This is a genomic window from Stenotrophomonas bentonitica, from assembly GCF_013185915.1.
Taxonomy (GTDB): Bacteria; Pseudomonadota; Gammaproteobacteria; order Xanthomonadales; family Xanthomonadaceae; genus Stenotrophomonas; species Stenotrophomonas bentonitica.
In genome coordinates this window covers 1-16,456 of record NZ_JAAZUH010000006.1, presented here as the reverse complement: position 1 = coordinate 16,456, position 16,456 = coordinate 1, and the positions used below count along the sequence as shown (strand labels likewise).

Here is a 16,456-nt window from a genome sequence, read left to right as displayed (position 1 = left end):
TCACCGGTAAGGCCAACCTGCCGGAAGGCACCGAAATGGTGATGCCGGGCGACAACGTGAAGATGGTCATCGAGCTGATCAACCCGGTCGCCATGGACGAAGGCCTGCGCTTCGCGATTCGTGAAGGCGGCCGTACCGTCGGCGCCGGCGTGGTCTCCAAGATCGTCGCGTAATCTGCAATACCGGCGGCAGCACAGCGCTGCCGGTCTCGCGAATGGCGGGCCGGGAACCTCGGTCCGCCTTCGCCGTCTAAGGGAAGGCAGTTTTCTAACGTACGCCAGTAGCTCAATTGGCAGAGCAGCGGTCTCCAAAACCGCAGGTTGGGGGTTCGAGTCCCTCCTGGCGTGCCACTTCTCCCTTCCAGCGGCCATGCCGCCTCAGCAGCCAGAGCCGGATGAACAGCAAGATCGAGCACACCAAGGACACCTCCACCGGGGGTGACATCGTCAAGTACGCCGCCGCAGTGCTCCTGGCACTTGCGGGTCTTTTTGCTTGGTTCTGGTTCGGTGCGCCCGAACATGCTGCCCAGAATGCCTGGTCCGGTCCGCTCCGCGGCCTGGGCGTCGCCGTCGGCCTGATTGCCGGCCTTGCGGTGTTCATGCTGACCTCCAAGGGTCGCGACACCCGCGAATTCCTTTCCGAATCCCGCTTCGAGCTGCGCAAGGTGGTCTGGCCGACGCGCCAGGAAGCCATCCGCATGACCTGGGTGGTGATGGTCGTGGTGATCATCCTCAGCCTGCTGCTTGGCGGTTTCGACTTCGTGATTCAGAAAGCGATCCAGTGGTTCCTGGGTCGATAAGGAGAAACCTGTGAAGCGTTGGTATGTTGTTCACGCCTATTCAGGCTTCGAAAAGTCGGTAGCGCAGGCTCTGCGCGATCGCATCGTGACGCACGAGAAGCAGGACCTCTTCGGTGAGGTGCTGGTTCCGACCGAGGAAGTGATTGAAATGCGCGGCGGCCAGAAGCGTCGCTCCGAGCGCAAGTTCTTCCCGGGTTACGTGCTGGTCCAGATCGAGACCCACGAAGAAAACGGCATTCCGCGCATCGACAACGAAAGCTGGCACCTGGTCAAGGAAACGTCCAAGGTGATGGGCTTCATCGGCGGAACCGCTGATCGCCCGTTGCCGATCGCCGACTCCGAGGCGGATGCGATCCTGAATCGCGTTCAGGAAGGTGTCGAAAAGCCGCGTCCGAAGGTGCTGTTCGAGCCGGGCCAGATGGTCCGCGTTACCGAAGGTCCGTTCAACGACTTCAACGGCGTGGTGGAAGAGGTCAATTACGACAAGAGCCGTCTGCGCGTGTCGGTGCTGATCTTCGGTCGCGCCACCCCCGTCGAGCTCGAGTTCGGCCAGGTCGAAAAGGCCGTCTGACGCTCCCGGCGCCAATTCATACTGGCGCCTGAAAATCTGATATAGTGCGCGGCTTCCTGCCAGGAAGCTGGCAAAAGCATGGGGCCGCCGCAAGGTGGCCTTCTGCATGAATTCAAAACGCGATGCCGGGACGCGACATTCCCGGTCCGATGGGGAGCCTGTGGTCGCAAGGCGCTAGCACCCGGAGAGTATTCACATGGCAAAGAAAGTAGTTGGTTATATCAAGCTGCAGGTGAAGGCCGGTCAGGCCAACCCCTCGCCGCCGGTCGGTCCTGCGCTGGGTCAGCGCGGCCTGAACATCATGGAATTCTGCAAGGCCTTCAATGCCGCCACGCAGAAGCTCGAGCCGGGTCTGCCGGTTCCGGTGATCATTACGGCCTATTCGGACCGTACCTTCACCTTCATCACCAAGAGCACCCCGGCCACCACCCTGCTGAAGAAGGCCGCCGGCATCTCGTCCGGTTCCAAGCGCCCGAACACCGACAAGGTGGGCAAGGTCAGCCGTAAGCAGCTGGAAGAGATCGCCAAGGCGAAGGAACCGGATCTGACCGCCGCCGACCTGGACGCCGCCGTGCGTACCATCGCTGGTTCTGCCCGTTCCATGGGCCTTGTGGTAGAGGGTTAAGAAGATGGCACAGACCAAGCGTGAGAAGGCCATCAAGGCCGCCGTCGTCCCGGGCAAGGCTTACGCCTTCGAGGACGCGATCAAGATCCTGAAGACCGCCACCAAGGCCAAGTTCGTCGAGTCCTTCGACGTCGCCGTGCGCCTGGGCGTGGACGCCAAGAAGTCCGACCAGCAGGTCCGCGGTTCGACCGTGCTGCCGGCCGGTACCGGCAAGAGCGTCCGCGTTGCGGTGTTCGCCCCGGCCGGTGCCAAGGCTGACGAAGCCCTGGCCGCTGGCGCCGAAGCCGTCGGCATGGACGACCTGGCCGAGAAGATGCAGGCCGGCGATCTGAACTACGACGTCGTCATCGCGACCCCGGACGCCATGCGCGTCGTCGGTAAGCTGGGCACCGTGCTCGGCCCGCGCGGCCTGATGCCGAACCCGAAGGTCGGCACCGTGTCGGCCAACCCGGGCGAAGCCGTCAAGAACGCCAAGTCGGGTCAGGTTCGTTACCGCACCGACAAGGCCGGCATCATCCACTGCACCATCGGCAAGGCCGACTTCGCCGAAGACGCGCTGAAGTCGAACCTGCAGGCGCTGCTGCAGGACCTGATCAAGGCCAAGCCGGCCACCTCGAAGGGCACCTACCTGCAGAAGGTTTCGGTCAGCTCGACGATGGGCCCGGGCGTCACCGTCGACCAGTCGTCGCTGAGCCTGAAGTAATCGTTTCAAGCGGGTATGCGGTTTCGGCCGCGTACCCGTGACATTTGAAGGCAATCCGAGCGGGTCCGCCCGTGACGATAGCCGTCAAAGACCGCAGGGGTGGTGGGCGCAGGCCGACCGCTTAATCGATTCCCCCGGGAACCGCCCTGCGTAGATGGTGCCCTTCTGGAGTTTTTCTGGTTTTCGCACGTCTGGGTTCACCCAGGTTGGCCATCCAGGTCTAGAACGGCCCACCCTTGGAACATCGTCCCGATGTTCCCGGCGTCCAGGACGGATGCCGCCCAGGACCGCACACGGCAGGAGCCGTAAGCGGAGTTCAATTGGAGGAGTGCAATGGCTCTCAATCTGTCCCAGAAGCAAGAAGTAGTCGCCGAGGTCGCGGAAGTCGCTGCCAAGGCTCACTCCTTGATTGCAGCACACTACGCCGGCACCACGGTCGCGCAGATCACCAAGATGCGCGAACAGGCCCGTAAGGAAGGCGTGTTCTTGAAAGTTGTCAAGAACACCCTGGCCGAACGTGCGGTGAAGGGTACTGAATTCGAAACCGCAGCGGCCAAGTTCACCGGCCCGATGCTGTTCGCGTTCTCGCTCGACGAGCCCGGCGCTGCCGGTCGCGTCATCAAGGAAGCTACCAAGACCAACGACAAGCTGCAGCCGCAGCTGGTTGTGATCGGTGGCGAAGTGTTCCCGGCAAGCCACGTTGACGTGCTGGCCTCGCTGCCGACCCGTGATCAGGCCCTGGCCATGCTGGCCCGCGTCCTGTCCGAGCCGGTCACGATGTTCGCCCGTGCCGTCAAGGCCGTTGGCGAGAAGCAGGAAGGTGGCGCTGTCGCCGCCGAGCCGGCTGCCGAAACCGCCTGAGTCGCTGTTTACGTGGTTCCTGATGGAACCTGAACCCAGAAAATTATCCAAAGGTATTCAAAATGTCCCTTACCACCGACCAGATCGTTGAAGCCATTGCCGCCAAGTCCCTGATGGAAATCATGGAACTGGTGAAGGCCATCGAAGAAAAGTTCGGCGTCTCCGCCGCTGCCCCGGTTGCCGCTGCCGCTGCCGGCCCGGCTGCCGTTGTTGAAGAACAGACCGAATTCTCCGTGTCGCTGAAGAGCGCCGGCGACAAGAAGGTCGACGTCATCAAGGCCGTCCGCGCCATCACCGGCCTGGGCCTGAAGGAAGCCAAGGACCTCACCGAAGCCGGTGGCGTCCTGAAGGAATCGGCCACGAAGGAAGAAGCCGAGAAGATGAAGAAGGACCTGGAAGCTGTCGGCGCGACTGTCGAAGTCAAGTAAGCAGCTCCTTGCGTCGCCACCGAATCACGGCGATGCAGCAAAGGCTGGGGGCGTAAGCCCCCGGCCTTTGGTCGTTGTTGCAATACCGGCCACGGGCCGGCTACTTACCGGTCCCTGACCGGCAAGTTGGCAGTTGGAAGTAGCGGGAGAAGGCGTGCTGGTGCCGGCAATACCAGCGACTTCCAACTGACAATTTTCATGTTCCCTTCGGGTCGCGCCTGCATGGCGGGGCCCGCACAGCCAAGGTGAGACCCCATGACGTCATACTCGTTCACCGAAAAAAAGCGTATCCGCAAGGACTTCGGCAAGCAGCGCTCGATCCTCGAAGTGCCGTTCCTGCTGGCCATCCAGGTGGATTCCTATCGCGAGTTCCTGCAGGAGAACATCGATCCGGCCAAGCGCCGTGACCTGGGCCTGCATGCCGCACTGAAGTCGGTGTTCCCGATCGCCAGCTACAGCGGCAACGCTGCGCTGGAATACGTGGGTTACAAGCTGGGCGACCCGGTCTTCGACGAACGCGAGTGCCGCCAGCGTGGCATGAGCTACGGCGCGCCGCTGCGCGTGACCGTGCGCCTGGTCATCTACGACCGTGAGTCGTCGACCAAGGCCATCAAGTACGTGAAGGAGCAGGAGGTCTACCTCGGCGAGATCCCGCTGATGACCGACAACGGCACCTTCATCGTCAACGGTACCGAGCGCGTCATCGTGTCGCAGCTGCACCGTTCGCCGGGCGTGTTCTTCGACCACGACCGTGGCAAGACCCACAGCTCGGGCAAGCTGCTGTACAGCGCCCGCATCATCCCGTACCGCGGCTCCTGGCTGGACTTCGAGTTCGACCCGAAGGACGCGCTGTTCACCCGTATCGACCGTCGCCGCAAGCTGCCGGTGTCGATCCTGCTGCGTGCGCTGGGCTACAGCAACGAAGAGATGCTGGCCGAGTTCTTCGAGATCAACACCTTCCACATCAATCCCGATGAAGGCGTGCAGCTCGAACTGGTCTCCGAGCGCCTGCGCGGCGAGACCCTGAACTTCGACCTGGCCGACGGCGACAAGGTCATCGTCGAAGCCGGCAAGCGCATCACCGCGCGCCACGTGAAGCAGCTGGAAGCCTCGGGCATTGCCGCCCTGGCCGTGCCGGACGACTACATCGTCGGCCGCATCCTGTCGCACGACGTGGTCGACGCCGCCACCGGCGAACTGCTGGCCCAGGCCAACGACGAAATCACCGACGAGCAGCTGCAGGCCTTCCGCAAGGCCGGCGTGGATGCCGTGGGCACCCTGTGGGTGAACGACCTCGATCGTGGTCCGTACCTGTCCAACACCCTGCGCATCGACCCGACCAAGACCCAGCTCGAAGCGCTGGTCGAAATCTACCGCATGATGCGTCCGGGCGAGCCGCCGACCAAGGACGCTGCGCAGAACCTGTTCCACAACCTGTTCTTCACCTTCGAGCGCTACGACCTGTCCACGGTCGGCCGCATGAAGTTCAACCGTCGTGTCGGCCGCAAGGAAGTCACCGGCGAAGCTGTGCTGTACGACCGCAAGTACTTCGGTGAGCGCAACGACGAAGAGTCCAAGCGCCTGGTCGCCGAGCACGGCGACAGCTCCGACATCCTGGACGTGATCAAGGTCCTGACCGAGATCCGCAACGGTCGCGGCGTGGTCGACGACATCGACCACCTGGGCAACCGTCGCGTGCGTTCGGTCGGCGAAATGGCCGAGAACGTGTTCCGCGTGGGCCTGGTCCGCGTCGAGCGCGCGGTCAAGGAGCGCCTGTCGATGGCCGAGTCCGAAGGCCTGACCCCGCAGGAGCTGATCAACGCCAAGCCGGTCGCCGCTGCCATCAAGGAGTTCTTCGGCTCCTCGCAGCTGTCGCAGTTCATGGACCAGAACAACCCGCTGTCGGAAGTCACGCACAAGCGTCGCGTCTCGGCCCTGGGCCCGGGCGGCCTGACCCGTGAGCGCGCCGGCTTCGAAGTGCGCGACGTGCACCCGACCCATTACGGCCGCGTCTGCACCATCGAAACCCCGGAAGGCCCGAACATCGGCCTGATCAACTCGCTGGCCGTGTACGCCCGCACCAACCAGTACGGCTTCCTGGAAACCCCGTACCGCAAGGTGCACGACGGCGTGGTCTCCGACGAGATCGAGTTCCTGTCGGCCATCGAAGAAAACGAATACGTCATCGCCCAGGCCAACGCCCTGACCGACGCCAAGAACACGCTCACCGAGCAGTTCGTGCCGTGCCGGTTCCAGGGTGAGTCGCTGCTGAAGCCGCCGGCAGAAGTCCACTTCATGGACGTCTCGCCGATGCAGACCGTGTCGATCGCAGCCGCGCTGGTTCCGTTCCTGGAGCACGATGACGCCAACCGTGCACTGATGGGCGCCAACATGCAGCGCCAGGCCGTGCCGACCCTGCGTGCGCAGAAGCCGCTGGTGGGTACCGGTATTGAACGCGCCGTGGCCCGTGACTCGGGTGTGACCGTGAACGCCCGTCGTGGCGGCGAGATCGTGCAGATCGACGCCGGCCGCATCGTGGTCAAGGTCAACGAAGTGGAAATCACCGACGCCAGCGACGCCGGCGTGGATATCTACAACCTGATCAAGTACACCCGTTCCAACCAGAACACCTGCATCAACCAGCGTCCGCTGGTCGAAGTGGGCGACGTGATCGCGCGTGGCGACGTGCTGGCCGACGGTCCCTCGACCGACATCGGCGAACTGGCCCTGGGCCAGAACATGCTGATCGCCTTCATGCCGTGGAACGGCTACAACTTCGAAGACTCCATCCTGCTCTCCGAGCGCGTGGTGGAAGAGGATCGTTACACCACGATCCACATCGAAGAACTGACCTGCGTTGCGCGCGACACCAAGCTGGGGCCGGAAGAAATCTCCGCCGACATCCCGAACGTGTCCGAGCAGGCGCTGAACCGCCTGGACGAGTCGGGCGTGGTGTACATCGGTGCCGAAGTGCGCGCCGGCGACATCATGGTCGGCAAGGTCACCCCGAAGGGCGAAAGCCAGCTGACCCCGGAAGAGAAGCTGCTGCGGGCGATCTTCGGCGAGAAGGCGTCCGACGTTAAGGACAGCTCGCTGCGCGTGCCGCCGGGCATGGACGGCACCGTCATCGACGTGCAGGTCTTCACCCGCGACGGCATCGAGAAGGACAAGCGTGCGCGCCAGATCGAGGAAAACGAGATCAAGCGCGTCAAGAAGGACTTCGATGACCAGTTCCGCATCCTGGAAGGTGCGATCTACGCCCGTCTGCGTTCGCAGATCGTGGGCAAGGTCGCCAATGGCGGTGCCAACCTGAAGAAGGGCGACACCATCTCCGACGCCTACCTGGACGGCCTGAAGAAGGCTGACTGGTTCGCGCTGCGCATGAAGGACGAAGACGCTTCGGAAGCCATCGAGCGCGCCCAGAAGCAGATCCAGGCGCACGAGAAGGAATTCGAGCGTCGCTTCGCCGACAAGCGCGGCAAGATCACCGCCGGTGACGACCTCGCCCCGGGCGTGCTGAAGATGGTCAAGGTGTTCCTGGCCGTGAAGCGCCGCATCCAGCCGGGCGACAAGATGGCAGGCCGCCACGGCAACAAGGGTGTGGTCTCCAACGTGGTGCCGGTCGAAGACATGCCGTACATGGCCTCGGGCGAGACCGTGGACATCGTGCTGAACCCGCTGGGCGTGCCGTCGCGTATGAACATCGGCCAGATCCTGGAAGTGCACCTGGGCTGGGCCGCGAAGGGCCTGGGTCGCAAGATCCAGGGCATGCTCGAGGCCCAGGCCGCGATCAACGACCTGCGCAAGTTCCTGGACGACGTGTACAACCACGACAAGACCCAGCACGCCAACCACGTCGACCTGACCCAGTTCAGCGACGAGGAGCTGCTGCGCCTGGCCGGCAACCTGACCGACGGCGTGCCGATGGCCACCCCGGTGTTCGACGGTGCCACCGAAGCGGAAATCAAGCGCATGCTGGACCTGGCCGGTCTGCCGAGCAGTGGCCAGACCCAGCTGTACGACGGCCGCACCGGTGAAGCGTTCGACCGCCACACCACCGTGGGTTACATGCACTACCTGAAGCTGAACCACCTGGTCGACGACAAGATGCACGCGCGTTCGACCGGTCCGTACTCGCTCGTTACCCAGCAGCCGCTGGGCGGCAAGGCGCAGTTCGGTGGCCAGCGCTTCGGTGAAATGGAAGTCTGGGCGCTGGAAGCCTACGGCGCGGCCTACACCCTGCAGGAAATGCTGACGGTGAAGTCCGATGACGTGCAGGGCCGCAACCAGATGTACAAGAACATCGTCGACGGTGAGCACGAGATGGTCGCGGGCATGCCGGAATCCTTCAACGTGTTGGTGAAGGAAATCCGCTCGCTGGCCATCAACATGGAACTGGAAGACAACTGATCGCGCAGGCGCGGCTGCCCCGGCAGCCGCGCCGCCGGCAGTGAATCGACAGCCCCATCGACAAGATTTCCTCCTTTCGGAGAAACACCATGAAAGACCTGCTCAACCTCTTCAACCAGCAGCGCCAGACGCTGGACTTCGACGCGATCAAGATCGCGCTGGCCTCGCCGGACCTGATCCGTTCGTGGTCCTTCGGCGAAGTGAAGAAGCCGGAAACCATCAACTACCGTACCTTCAAGCCGGAGCGTGACGGCCTGTTCTGCGCCGCCATCTTCGGGCCGGTCAAGGACTACGAGTGCCTGTGCGGCAAGTACAAGCGCATGAAGCACCGCGGCGTGGTCTGCGAAAAGTGCGGCACCGAAGTGACCCTGGCCAAGGTGCGCCGTGAGCGCATGGGCCACATCGACCTGGCTTCGCCGGTCGCACACATCTGGTTCCTCAAGTCGCTGCCGTCGCGCATCGGCCTGATGCTGGACATGACCCTGCGCGACATCGAGCGCGTGCTGTACTTCGAAGCCTACGTGGTGACCGAGCCGGGCCTGACCGCCCTGGAGCGCCGCCAGCTGCTGACCGAAGAACAGTTCCTGCAGGCCCGCCAGGAGCACGGCGACGACTTCGACGCCGCCATGGGCGCCGAGGCCGTGTACGAACTGCTGCGCACCATCGACCTGCAGTCGGAAATGACCCGCCTGCGCGAAGAAATCGCCAGCACCGGTTCGGAAACCAAGCTCAAGCGCCTCACCAAGCGCATCAAGCTGGTCGAAGCCTTCCTGGAATCGGGCAACCGTCCGGAGTGGATGGTCATGACCGTGCTGCCGGTGCTGCCGCCGGACCTGCGTCCGCTGGTGCCGCTGGACGGTGGCCGCTTCGCGACCTCCGACCTGAACGACCTGTACCGCCGCGTCATCAACCGCAACAACCGCCTGCGCCGCCTGCTCGAGCTGAACGCGCCGGACATCATCGTGCGCAATGAAAAGCGCATGCTGCAGGAATCGGTCGATGCGCTGCTGGACAACGGCCGTCGTGGCCGTGCCATCACCGGCACCAACAAGCGCCCGCTGAAGTCGCTGGCCGACATGATCAAGGGCAAGCAGGGTCGCTTCCGCCAGAATCTGCTGGGCAAGCGCGTGGACTACTCGGGCCGTTCGGTCATCGTGGTCGGTCCGTACCTGCGCCTGCACCAGTGCGGCCTGCCGAAGAAGATGGCGCTGGAACTGTTCAAGCCGTTCGTGTTCGCCAAGCTGCAGCGTCGTGGCCTGGCCACCACCATCAAGGCCGCCAAGAAGCTGGTCGAGCGCGAAGAAGCCGAAGTCTGGGACATCCTGGAAGAGGTCATCCGCGAACACCCGGTCATGCTGAACCGTGCGCCGACCCTGCACCGCCTGGGCATCCAGGCGTTCGAGCCGGTGTTGATCGAAGGCAAGGCGATCCAGCTGCATCCGCTGGTCTGTACTGCGTTCAACGCCGACTTCGACGGTGACCAGATGGCCGTCCACGTGCCGCTCTCGCTGGAAGCCCAGCTGGAAGCGCGTGCGCTGATGATGTCCACCAACAACATCCTGTCGCCGGCCAACGGCGAGCCGATCATCGTGCCGTCGCAGGACGTGGTGCTGGGTCTGTACTACATGACCCGTGCCCTGGAAAACAAGAAGGGCGAGGGCATGGCCTTCGCCAACATCGCCGAAGTGAAGCGCGCCTACGACAACCGCGTGGTGGAACTGCACGCCAAGGTCAAGGTCCGCATCACCGAAGTGGTGACCGACGAGAACGGCGACAAGCAGAAGAAGAGCTCGATCGTGGAGACCACGATCGGTCGCGCCCTGCTGGCCGAAATCCTGCCGGAAGGCCTGCCGTTCGCGCTGGCCAACACCGAGCTGACCAAGAAGAACATCAGCCGCCTGATCAACTCCAGCTACCGCCAGCTGGGCTTGAAGGACACCGTCGTGTTCGCCGACAAGCTGATGTACACCGGCTTTGCCTACGCAACCCGTGCGGGCGTGTCGATCGGTATCGACGACATGCTGATCCCGGACGAGAAGCGCGGCATCCTCACCGAAGCCGAAGCCGAAGTGCTGGAAATCCAGGAGCAGTACCAGTCGGGCCTGGTCACCGCCGGTGAGCGTTACAACAAGGTGGTCGACATCTGGTCGCGTACCAATGAACGCATCGCCAAGGCGATGATGGACACCATCGGTACCGAAAAGGTGGTCAATGCCAAGGGCGAGACCATCGACCAGAAGTCGATGAACTCGCTGTACATCATGGCCGACTCCGGTGCGCGAGGCAGCCAGGCGCAGATCCGCCAGCTGGCCGGCATGCGTGGCCTGATGGCCCGTCCGGATGGCTCGATCATCGAAACGCCCATCAAGGCGAACTTCCGTGAAGGCCTGAACGTGCAGGAGTACTTCAACTCCACCCACGGTGCCCGTAAGGGTCTGGCCGATACCGCGCTGAAGACCGCGAACTCGGGTTACCTGACCCGTCGACTGGTCGACGTGGCGCAGGACGTGGTCATCACCGAAGTGGATTGCGGTACCACCGAAGGCCTGACCATGACCCCGATCGTGGAAGGCGGCGACGTCGTGGAGCCGTTGAAGGACCGCGTGCTGGGTCGTGTCGTGGCCGAGGACGTGTTCCTGCCGGGCAACGACGAAGATCCGATCGTGACCCGCAACACCCTGCTCGACGAAGCCTGGGTCGCCAAGCTGGAAGATGCCGGCGTGCAGAGCATCAAGGTGCGCTCGACCATCAGCTGCGAATCGGCATTCGGCGTCTGCGGCCATTGCTACGGTCGCGACCTGGCCCGTGGCCACCTGGTCAACATCGGCGAAGCTGTCGGCGTCATCGCCGCGCAGTCGATCGGTGAGCCGGGTACTCAGCTGACCATGCGTACCTTCCACATCGGTGGTGCGGCATCGCGTGCGGCAGCCGTGGACAACATCACGGTCAAGACCACCGGTTCGGTGAAGTTCAACAACCTGAAGTCGGTCGAACACGCCAATGGTTCCCTGGTCGCGGTCTCGCGCTCGGGTGAAATCTCGGTGCTCGACGCGCACGGTCGTGAGCGTGAGCGTTACAAGCTGCCGTACGGCTCTATGATCGCGACCAAGGACGGCGACGCGGTCAAGGCTGGCCAGACCGTGGCCAACTGGGATCCGCATAACCACCCGATCGTTTCGGAAGTGGCCGGTTTCATCCGCTTCATCGACTTCATCGACGGCGTCACCGTCATCGAGAAGACCGACGAACTGACCGGCCTGGCGTCGCGTGAAATCACCGACCCGAAGCGTCGTGGTTCGCAGGCCAAGGAGCTGCGCCCGATCGTGCGCATCGTGGATGCCAAGGGCAATGACCTGACCATCCCGAACACCGATCTGCCGGCCCAGTACCTGCTGCCGCCGCGCTCCATCGTCAACCTGCAGGACGGCGCCGCCGTCGGCGTGGGCGACGTGGTCGCCAAGATCCCGCAGGAAGCGTCCAAGACCCGTGACATCACCGGTGGTCTGCCGCGCGTGGCCGATCTGTTCGAAGCGCGCAAGCCGAAGGATCCGGCGATCCTGGCCGAGCGTTCGGGCATCATCAGCTTCGGCAAGGACACCAAGGGCAAGCAGCGCCTGATCATCAAGGACACCGATGGTTCGGAACACGAAGAGCTGATCCCGAAGTACCGCCAGGTGATCGTGTTCGAAGGCGAGCACGTGACCAAGGGCGAAACCATCGTGGACGGCGAGCCGAGCCCGCAGGACATCCTGCGCCTGCTGGGTGTCGAACCGCTGGCCGCCTACCTGGTCAAGGAAATCCAGGACGTGTACCGCCTGCAGGGCGTGAAGATCAACGACAAGCACATTGAAGTGATCACCCGCCAGATGCTGCGCAAGGTCGAAATCACCGACCAGGGCAGCAGCAAGTTCCTGAATGGCGAGCAGGCCGAGCGCCAGCGCGTCATCGAGGAAAATGCACGCCTGACCACCCGCAACGAGCTCATCGCCCGTTTCGACCCGGTCCTGCTGGGCATCACCAAGGCGTCGCTGGCGACCGAGTCGTTCATCTCGGCTGCGTCGTTCCAGGAAACCACCCGCGTGCTGACCGAAGCTGCCGTCCGCGGCACCTCGGACAACCTGCGCGGCCTGAAGGAAAACGTCATCGTCGGCCGCCTGATCCCGGCCGGTACCGGCCTGGCCTACCACGCCAACCGTCGTCGCAACGCCTCCGGGCTGACCGAGTCGGAGCTGCAGACCCTGGCCGGCTCGCCGGTCGTGGCTGAAGCGGCACCGGTGGCAGCCGCAGCGGTGGAAGCCGCTCCGGAAGTCGACTCGACCGACGAGTGATGTGAACGGGGTAGGGCACGGCCGTTGGTCGTGCCTTCCCAACCGGCAAGGCTGGCGCTTGCGCCAGCAATGCTGTAGGATGCCCGCCGGTCCTCGAAAGGGGACTGGTAGACAACCTGAACGGGGGGCAAGGAGAAGGCGCCCCAGTAACGGCCCGGGATCAGGGCTGGCCTTCCGTGCGCGCGGTTGACCGCGTTTTCGGAGGGTTGCTACAATCGTCTGTCTCAGCAGGCCAGTTTTCACCGGCCTGCTTGCACATTTCCGCACTCATGGCCGTTTTTTCCCTCGGCCTCATCTCAGAAGAACTTACTGATGGCGACGATCAATCAGCTTGTCCGCAAGCCGCGGCAGGCAACCACTTACAAGAGTGCCTCCCCGGCTCTTGAAAAGTGCCCGCAGCGCCGTGGCGTCTGCACCCGTGTGTACACCACCACCCCGAAGAAGCCGAACTCGGCCCTCCGCAAGGTTGCCAAGGTCCGCCTGACCAACCAGGAAGAGGTCATCAGCTACATCGGTGGCGAAGGCCACAACCTGCAGGAGCACTCCGTGGTCCTGATCCGCGGCGGTCGCGTCAAGGACCTGCCGGGTGTGCGTTACCACACCGTTCGTGGTTCGCTGGACGCCTCCGGCGTTGCCAAGCGTCGCCAGGGCCGTTCCAAGTACGGCGCCAAGCGTCCGAAGAGCTAAGGGAAAGTACACATGTCTCGTAAAGGTAATACGCCGCAGCGCTCTGTCCTGCCGGATCCGAAGCACGGAAGTGAAACCATCGCGCGCTTCATCAACATGGTGATGCTGAGCGGCAAGAAGTCGGTCGCCGAAAAGATCGTCTATGGCGCCATGGACGTGATCAGCGAAAAGAACCCGAACTCCATCGAGCTGGTGCAGAAGGCTCTGGACAACGTGGCTCCGTCGGTCGAAGTGAAGTCCCGCCGCGTCGGCGGTGCGACCTACCAGGTGCCGGTCGAAGTGCGTTCGTCGCGCAAGATGGCCCTGGCCATGCGCTGGCTGATCGACTCGGCCCGTAAGCGTGGTGAGAACACCATGCCGAAGAAGCTGGCTGCAGAACTGCTGGATGCCTCGGAAAACCGTGGTGGCGCCATCAAGAAGCGCGAAGAAACCCACCGCATGGCCGAAGCCAACAAGGCCTTCGCCCACTACCGCTGGTGAGTTTGACGGCCTTGTAAAACAGGCACGGCAGCACCATTAAGGTGCTGCCTCGCGGCCCCAGAAGGGCTGCGCCAATCCGAAGGCCGCCGAAAGGCGGCGTTCGGCCATCCGAATTCCAAGAAATTGAGAGGCTCCCGTGGCCCGCACCACTCCCATCGAGCGTTACCGCAACTTCGGCATCATGGCCCACATCGATGCCGGCAAGACCACCACGTCCGAACGCATCCTGTTCTACACCGGCAAGAGCCACAAGATCGGTGAAGTGCACGACGGCGCTGCCACCATGGACTGGATGGAGCAGGAGCAGGAGCGTGGCATCACGATCCAGTCCGCTGCGACCACCGCGTTCTGGAAGGGCATGGACAAGTCCCTGCCGGAGCACCGCTTCAACATCATCGACACCCCCGGACACGTCGACTTCACCATCGAAGTGGAGCGCTCGCTGCGCGTGCTCGACGGTGCGGTGTTCGTGCTGTGCGCCGTCGGTGGCGTGCAGCCGCAGTCCGAAACCGTGTGGCGCCAGGCCAACCGGTACAAGGTGCCGCGCATCGCGTTCGTGAACAAGATGGACCGTACCGGTGCCAACTTCACCAAGGTCGCCAGCCAGCTGCGCGCCAAGCTGGGTGCCGTTGCCGTTCCGATGCAGCTGCCGATCGGCGCCGAAGACAACTTCAAGGGCGTGATCGACCTGGTCAAGATGAAGGCCATCCATTGGGATGAAGCTTCCCAGGGCATGAAGTTCGAGTACCTGGAGATCCCGGCTGAGCTGAAGGATGAGGCCGAAGAAGCCCGTACCTTCATGATCGAAGCCGCGGCTGAAGCCAGCGAAGAGCTGATGGAAAAGTACCTGGGCGGCGAAGAGCTGGTCGAGGCTGAAATCATCAACGCCCTGCGTACCCGTACCCTGGCCACCGAAATCGTGCCGATGTACTGCGGTTCGGCGTTCAAGAACAAGGGCGTGCAGGCCATGCTGGACGGCGTGGTGCAGCTGCTGCCGTCGCCGGTCGACGTGCCGGACGTGACCGGTACCGACGTGGACGACGAAAACGTCGCCCTGAGCCGCAAGTCCGACGACAAGGCGCCGTTCTCCGCGCTGGCCTTCAAGATCATCACCGACCCGTTCGTGGGCGCGCTGACCTTCTTCCGTGTCTACTCGGGCACCCTGAATGCCGGCGACCAGCTGCTGAACTCGGTCAAGGGCAAGAAGGAGCGCATCGGCCGCATCCTGCAGATGCACTCCAACGATCGCGAAGAGATCAAGGAAGTGCTGGCCGGTGACATCGCTGCTGCCGTGGGCCTGAAGGACACCACCACCGGTGACACCCTGTGCTCGCAGGAACACCCGATCATCCTGGAGCGCATGGTGTTCCCGGAGCCGGTCATCTCGATGGCCGTCGAACCGAAGACCAAGTCCGACCAGGAAAAGATGGGCCTGGCCCTCGGCCGCCTGGCCCAGGAAGATCCGTCGTTCCGCGTCAAGACCGACGAAGAATCCGGCCAGACCATCATCTCGGGCATGGGCGAGCTGCACCTGGACATCATCGTCGACCGCATGAAGCGCGAGTTCAACGTTGAAGCCAACGTCGGCAAGCCGCAGGTGGCCTACCGCGAAACCATCCAGATGGCCGACGTCAAGTCGGACTACAAGCACGCCAAGCAGTCCGGTGGTAAGGGTCAGTACGGTCACGTCGTGATCGAACTGTCGCCGATCACCGCTGAAGACCGTGCCGACCCGAAGATCGCTCCGAACATCAAGGACGACTTCCTGTTCATCAACGACATCACCGGTGGCGTGATTCCGAAGGAATTCATCCCGTCGATCGAAAAGGGCCTGCGCGAAACCATCACCAGCGGTCCGCTGGCTGGCTTCCCGGTCGTGGACGTCAAGGTGAAGCTGGTGTTCGGTTCGTACCACGACGTCGACTCCTCGGAAATGGCGTTCAAGCTGGCATCGTCGATGGCCTTCAAGCAGGGCTTCGCCAAGGCCAAGCCGGTGCTGCTGGAGCCGATCATGAAGGTCGAGATCGTGACCCCGGAGGATTACCAGGGTGACGTGATGGGCGACGTGAGCCGTCGTCGTGGCGTTCTGCAGGGTTCCGACACCACCGGTGACGGTTCGGCCAGCGTCATCAACGCGATGATCCCGCTGGGCGAAATGTTCGGTTACGCCACCTCGCTGCGTTCGCAGACCCAGGGTCGCGCAACGTTCACGATGGAATTCGACCACTACGAGCCGGCGCCGAACAACATCGCCGAAACCGTGATCAAGAAGGCCTGAGCGTAAACTCAGGTCTTTACCTCCCTCTTTTCAAATTCAAGGTATACAACAATGGCAAAGGGTAAGTTCGAACGCACCAAGCCGCACGTCAACGTCGGCACCATCGGTCACGTCGATCACGGCAAGACCACGCTGACCGCCGCGCTGACCAAGATCGGCGCCGAGCGCTTCGGTGGCGAGTTCAAGGATTACTCCGCGATCGACGCCGCGCCGGAAGAAAAGGCTCGTGGCATCACGATCTCGACCGCACACGTCGAATACGAATCCCCGAACCGTCACTACGCCC

The 16,456-nt window shown here is 63.1% G+C and carries 13 protein-coding genes and 1 tRNA gene; all 14 read left to right on the top strand.

All coding sequences use genetic code 11. The features are described from left to right. A partial coding sequence (locus HGB51_RS20025) for an EF-Tu C-terminal domain-related protein (protein ID WP_484600369.1) occupies window positions 1-173 on the top strand: 173 nt, incomplete at its 5' end. A 101-nt stretch (window positions 174-274) separates the two neighbouring features. Then, window positions 275-350: transfer RNA gene (locus HGB51_RS20020), tRNA-Trp, on the top strand. 44 nt (window positions 351-394) lie between these two features. Continuing rightward, a complete protein-coding gene (secE, locus tag HGB51_RS20015) occupies window positions 395-799 on the top strand; it encodes a preprotein translocase subunit SecE (protein WP_070209098.1) in 405 nt (134 codons plus the stop codon). A gap of 10 nt (window positions 800-809) precedes the next feature. After that, complete coding sequence (gene nusG, locus HGB51_RS20010) at window positions 810-1,370, top strand: transcription termination/antitermination protein NusG (protein WP_070209097.1); 561 nt, start codon at window positions 810-812, stop codon at window positions 1,368-1,370. A gap of 196 nt (window positions 1,371-1,566) precedes the next feature. Beyond that, complete coding sequence (gene rplK, locus HGB51_RS20005) at window positions 1,567-1,995, top strand: 50S ribosomal protein L11 (protein ID WP_070209096.1); 429 nt, start codon at window positions 1,567-1,569, stop codon at window positions 1,993-1,995. Window positions 1,996-1,999: 4 nt separating this feature from the next. Further along, the gene (gene rplA / locus HGB51_RS20000) at window positions 2,000-2,698 is read left to right on the top strand and encodes a 50S ribosomal protein L1 (protein WP_070209095.1); all 699 of its coding nucleotides are present in this window, start codon (window positions 2,000-2,002) and stop codon (window positions 2,696-2,698) included. Window positions 2,699-3,031: 333 nt separating this feature from the next. Further along, window positions 3,032-3,559: a 50S ribosomal protein L10 gene (gene rplJ, locus HGB51_RS19995; protein ID WP_070209094.1), complete on the top strand. Its 528-nt coding sequence runs from the start codon at window positions 3,032-3,034 to the stop codon at window positions 3,557-3,559. Window positions 3,560-3,621: 62 nt separating this feature from the next. Next, window positions 3,622-3,987: a 50S ribosomal protein L7/L12 gene (rplL, locus tag HGB51_RS19990; protein WP_070209093.1), complete on the top strand. Its 366-nt coding sequence runs from the start codon at window positions 3,622-3,624 to the stop codon at window positions 3,985-3,987. A 255-nt stretch (window positions 3,988-4,242) separates the two neighbouring features. Further along, the gene (rpoB, locus tag HGB51_RS19985) at window positions 4,243-8,397 is read left to right on the top strand and encodes a DNA-directed RNA polymerase subunit beta (RefSeq protein WP_070209092.1); all 4,155 of its coding nucleotides are present in this window, start codon (window positions 4,243-4,245) and stop codon (window positions 8,395-8,397) included. Window positions 8,398-8,486: 89 nt separating this feature from the next. Then, window positions 8,487-12,725, top strand: coding sequence for a DNA-directed RNA polymerase subunit beta' (rpoC, locus tag HGB51_RS19980; protein ID WP_070209091.1), 4,239 nt, complete (start codon window positions 8,487-8,489; stop codon window positions 12,723-12,725). A gap of 312 nt (window positions 12,726-13,037) precedes the next feature. Next, entirely contained in the window at window positions 13,038-13,412 is a 375-nt protein-coding gene (rpsL, locus tag HGB51_RS19975; RefSeq protein ID WP_025879344.1) for a 30S ribosomal protein S12, read from the top strand. A gap of 12 nt (window positions 13,413-13,424) precedes the next feature. Next, the gene (rpsG, locus tag HGB51_RS19970) at window positions 13,425-13,892 is read left to right on the top strand and encodes a 30S ribosomal protein S7 (RefSeq protein WP_068849450.1); all 468 of its coding nucleotides are present in this window, start codon (window positions 13,425-13,427) and stop codon (window positions 13,890-13,892) included. Window positions 13,893-14,028: 136 nt separating this feature from the next. Then, entirely contained in the window at window positions 14,029-16,170 is a 2,142-nt protein-coding gene (gene fusA / locus HGB51_RS19965) for an elongation factor G (RefSeq protein WP_070209090.1), read from the top strand. Between the two features lie 51 nt (window positions 16,171-16,221). Continuing rightward, window positions 16,222-16,456 (top strand): GTP-binding protein (locus HGB51_RS19960; RefSeq protein WP_246233716.1); only part of this gene is annotated, 235 nt, incomplete at its 3' end.